5 protein-coding genes and 2 pseudogenes are annotated in these 4438 nt (G+C 42.0%); 1 reads left to right on the forward strand and 6 read right to left on the reverse strand.

The window, feature by feature from the left end; genetic code table 11:
• From AC5ELV_RS26140 to AC5ELV_RS26150, 3 genes and pseudogenes are all read right to left on the reverse strand, one after another.
• Nucleotides 1–144 (reverse strand): annotated as a pseudogene (locus tag AC5ELV_RS26140) (ABC transporter ATP-binding protein); the annotation flags it as partial.
• Nucleotides 145–235: 91 nt separating this feature from the next.
• Nucleotides 236–561, reverse strand: a pseudogene (locus AC5ELV_RS26145) (transposase); the annotation flags it as partial.
• Nucleotides 562–719: 158 nt separating this feature from the next.
• Complete coding sequence (locus AC5ELV_RS26150; RefSeq protein ID WP_493432433.1) at nt 720–1724, reverse strand: hypothetical protein; 1005 nt, start codon at nt 1722–1724, stop codon at nt 720–722.
• A gap of 767 nt (nt 1725–2491) precedes the next feature.
• Here AC5ELV_RS26150 and AC5ELV_RS26155 point away from each other — a divergent pair.
• A complete protein-coding gene (locus tag AC5ELV_RS26155) occupies nt 2492–2728 on the forward strand; it encodes a LysR substrate-binding domain-containing protein (protein ID WP_493432436.1) in 237 nt (78 codons plus the stop codon).
• 78 nt (nt 2729–2806) lie between these two features.
• Here the strand turns inward: AC5ELV_RS26155 and AC5ELV_RS26160 are convergent, their stop codons facing one another.
• The 3 genes from AC5ELV_RS26160 to AC5ELV_RS26170 form a co-directional block, all read right to left on the reverse strand.
• The gene (locus tag AC5ELV_RS26160) at nt 2807–3292 is read right to left on the reverse strand and encodes a CcdC protein domain-containing protein (RefSeq protein ID WP_493432434.1); all 486 of its coding nucleotides are present in this window, start codon (nt 3290–3292) and stop codon (nt 2807–2809) included.
• 40 nt (nt 3293–3332) lie between these two features.
• The gene (locus AC5ELV_RS26165; protein ID WP_493431937.1) at nt 3333–4100 is read right to left on the reverse strand and encodes an ABC transporter permease subunit; all 768 of its coding nucleotides are present in this window, start codon (nt 4098–4100) and stop codon (nt 3333–3335) included.
• Nucleotides 4097–4438: ATP-binding cassette domain-containing protein (locus tag AC5ELV_RS26170; protein WP_493432435.1), on the reverse strand; the 342-nt coding region annotated here is incomplete at its 5' end. The genes AC5ELV_RS26165 and AC5ELV_RS26170, both read right to left, overlap by 4 nt.

Raw genomic sequence — 4438 nt, forward strand, 5'->3', positions numbered from 1 at the left:
TTCATCCAGGATCATAAGCGGAACCTCACGCGCCAGACATAAAATCAGTAGCACACGTGCCTCCTGTCCGCGACTCAACCCGGCCATTTTAAGTTCCAGCTCGACGTCCATATGATCAGCAAGTTTATACGCATCCTTCATATTCGTGTAGCGACATGAACTTGCTTGAATATTGGACAAGAACTTACTTGAATAACTTCTGCGTCAAGAACATACTTGAATTTTTTATTCTTCATTTACTAATCGTCGTATGATCTGGAACTTTATCCGCTAAGCCCAGCGCCAGGAACCAGCGGTAGCCAGGTTCGTCTGAATTTCACGCTCGAGTTGCCGTTCTGAGCGAATGCCATAGAAATAACCGAGAAAGATCATTTTAAACAACACGGTAGGATTAATGGCAGGATGCCCGTTGTCCGCACAATACAGCGGGCCTACCTTCTCATGAATAACGGAGAAGTCTATTATATTTATCCACTTTACGAAGCAGATGATCTTGCGGTACCAGTTCTTCCAGAGAACCAATTCAAAAGATTGTTGTTTGTCTCGATGAGGTCGCAGCATATCAACACCGTCCGTTCTACATAGTTACCTATATTATACAACATTAACGCGGTGTCGTCTTAAATAAAATTAACATAAAAAAAGCTGTCGAGACTTTCTCGACAGCCTGGAAAGAGGACTTCTCTTTCTTCTTTTTAAAGAAATTATATTTATGATAGTTAAGGAGTTAAATCAACTTCTAATATTTGGAATACCCCATTTTTTCCACCAAAGAAAATTTTATTATCAGAAATTTTAACTGTAGTTTTATTATCTATTTCATCCGGAACAACAATTGTTTTTCCAGTATAAACATTCATAGCAGTATTATTTTCAATTTTTAATATGTGGACTTTGCTGCCATCTCTGACTACTACATGATTACCTGGAAAAGATGTTACGGATCGAAGAGAGCTGACGACATTTTTTCCTGACACCAATCCATCTCCAATGATTGTCCCTTCTTGGTTGAACAAAATATATGAACCAGGAGTAGTTACGGCTATTAAATTACCGTCAGACAATCGGGCAACACTTGGTATGGCTGAAGTTTTATACCTTCCTGACTTCAAACCTTTACCTTCATTGTTGATTACAGACCAATTCCCGTGTGTCCCAACTAACAATATATTGCCATTATCCATTTCTTCGGCATCATAAATAACTGCGTTTGCACTCCACATCCCACTTCGAAAAGGAGTCATGTCAGGTTCAAAAATTTGGTAAGCTCCTCGTGAGCCTGCAAAAAGTATTTTCCCATTTTTTAGCTGCTTAATTTTATATACAGGTCCCCCCATATCCCATTTCCCAGTCTGAACTGTACTTCCTGACTCATCTTTGATTTCCCATTCACCATATTCTGATGAAGAAAGTGTACTTCCATCTGATAAGACAATTGTAGTGCCTGGTTCAACCAAAACTTCAGACTGAGAAGACCAAAACACTCGGCCATTTTCATCGTAAGAATTGTACCAAGCATGAATATTCGACGTTCGACCCGTTGCAACTATACCTCCATCCTTTTTTAAGGCAGCAGAAGTGAGAGTAAATTTATACGTCGGCTTTTCTTCTACGGAAAACTTGCCGGCAATAATTCCATTTAATCCATATGCATTTGATGTTCCTGAAATAAAAGACATACCAACGACCATTGAAGCTAAAACAAATCCGATTTTCTTTTTCATGCTTAATGCTCCTTATTATTAAATTGAGCTGGTGCTCACCAAACTTATCCGACGTTGCTTGATGGGTACTAGCTGTTAATACAGTGATTTTATTCCTGTTATGTGAATTTGTACAGTTATATATTACCATTTAATTCTCTATTCATCTATAACTTTTCAACGTCTTTTTTTCCTAAGCCGGCTCATCAATAAAGGGTTCCTTACAGTCTTCGAAAATGATTCGCACCTGTTTTAATGATCGAACAGGCGTCCTCGCAGCTAGGACAAATCCACTTAATGATATGTGTTTTTTCCTCCCAGTTGATCCACCTCGATCGGCATCTCTGTTCGTATCAGCCGGCGACTCTTCAATGAATCCAACCGTTTTTCTAGCGATTGGAGACACATCCCAGTTAATCAAGAACGTGTCGATGATTCGCTTTGTTTCGTCAGTAATTTTAGGATATGCCCAACCAATTTTTTTACCGGGTACAGAATCCGGGTGTTAACACTCTTCTTTGAATCTTTTGTTATGGTAGGATCCGCCTCGGGATGTGTCTTTAATCCCTTTTACTTGGGATAGTACCATGTAGCTGTCACCATGGGTAAACGCATTGACGCGTTTGGCATTACTTTGCGATCCGTGTCAGCTACGCTGGTACTATCCCTTATTAATTTAATCTACAACGAGTTCCGGCCACACGACCTTTCTCATATGCCCGTGATCGAGGAAAGTATTTTAATTGGATTGAAGTAATCACTTATTTGTTTTAATCGGACGAATAATCATTACATTTGAAGGTGAAGAAGTTGCCACTGTAGCAGGACTTGTTGGTTCGGGCCTGGGCGTGTCGTTACTACCTGACCTACAAGGATTAGACACCAATAAGGTTGCCCAAGTCCGTTTAAAAGCACCTGAAAGTCATCGAACCATCGGCTTGGCATGGATGAATGAAAGATACTTGCCACCTGCAGCCATAAACTTTAAAAATTTTATTTTAAATAAAACGCACCCAAGAAATTAACTCAAAAAAAGCGGCTCCTATCGCCAAGCGAATGAACGCTTTTTGAATAGTAAGCCGCTGTTAATCCCATTGCTATTGTTATACAGATAACGTTCTCCGAAACTTGATAAAGCTCCCGATTCGCCAGATTGAGATATACACCAGCGCCATCGTAATTGCCAGCATGCTAATTTCGGTCATACCCAAACTACTGAGGTACTGGGTCAAAACAACGCGAATCAAGATAATAGCGATAATAATATATTTAAAATATTGGTTCGGCTTGGGATAAATAAAACCGTCATCCCGTCTTTCATACGCTGTATGCAGCAAAATAATATAGCCAAACAGAGCCCCTAATAGCCCGGCAACCAACAGTTCCCAAAAGGCGGGAGGCGCGTACGTTTGGCCGGGAATATGCATTAATTGGTACACAGACATCATCATAAGCGGGAAAGCGATAAACAAGGGGAGCAGAATCCGGATTCCGTTTCCTTTTACCGGCCCCCTTCGTCTCTTGGTTCTTAGCCAGATCATCAGCCCCACCAGAACAGCCACCAATACATATATAAATATCGTCGTCATGGTGAAACTCCTTCCTCATAGATCATGTAGATACGCTAGCCTAAATCGACAGTTTTTTATCCAGCAAATAAGCGTTCAAGCGGATTAATACATATGCAGCAACCCAACTGATCAACACCGCAACTGGGAAATGCCAGGTAAACGGAAACCACTGCCCGTTCTGAACACGATCAAACTGCTCATAAATCCGCTGATCGCCTGACCAATAAAAGACACTTCCTCCACCCATCAAAAGAATCCACAGTATCGGGTTAAGCGGCCGCAAGGTGCTGTATTTGGTACTGGCCGTCAATAGACCCAGCGCAATGACCAACGGCGTGAAAGCGATAATCATCACAAACCAGTTCAATCCGGCTATAATAAAAGACGCTGCATCCGCAAACGTATAAGGCTGTATGGTTGATGAGATGAACAACGCGTACAGAGAACCCACCACAAACAGCAACAATATCACAACTATGGCTTGTAAAATGGCAGCAATCCATTTGGCGCTAATCAGCCACATGCGTGGATAGGGAAGGGTCAGCCACCATCCGTAGGTGTCATTTTCCCATTCTCTTCTCAAGCTTCCCACACCCATGAAAATGATCATGTACGGCAAGCCCAGGGTGACATACCACAGCCTTGTCAATTCAAGTTGGTTGTGAAGCGCGAAGTACAAGGAAATAGCGAACGCCGCAATTGGAAATAGTGAGAAATATACAAGTCTCCACGATCTGGGTAGTCGATTGCGGCTTTGTTTTCTCCAACTTCCTTTATTTCGAAATTCATGGCGTATTAAATCTTTGAACAGCCCTGATGAATTCACGCCTTCCACTCCTTTTTGTACAAATTGCGGAACACCTGATTCAGCGAGCCATGCTCTGCACGCAAATCATCCGAATCACCAGACCATATGACCTGTCCGCGGTCCATCATGACTGTGTAGTCAAACAAGCCTTCCACTTCCTGAATATCATGTGTGCTAATGAGTATGGACTGCTGCCGATCCTCCAAATAATCAATAATCCCAGCTACGATCGCTTCTCTAGAGAGAATATCAATGCCCGCAAAAGGTTCATCCAGGATCATAAGCGGAACCTCACGCGCCAGACATAAAATCAGTAGCACACGTGCCTCCTGTCCGCGACTCAACCCGGCCATTTT

The organism is Paenibacillus sp. NMA1017 (assembly GCF_058895805.1).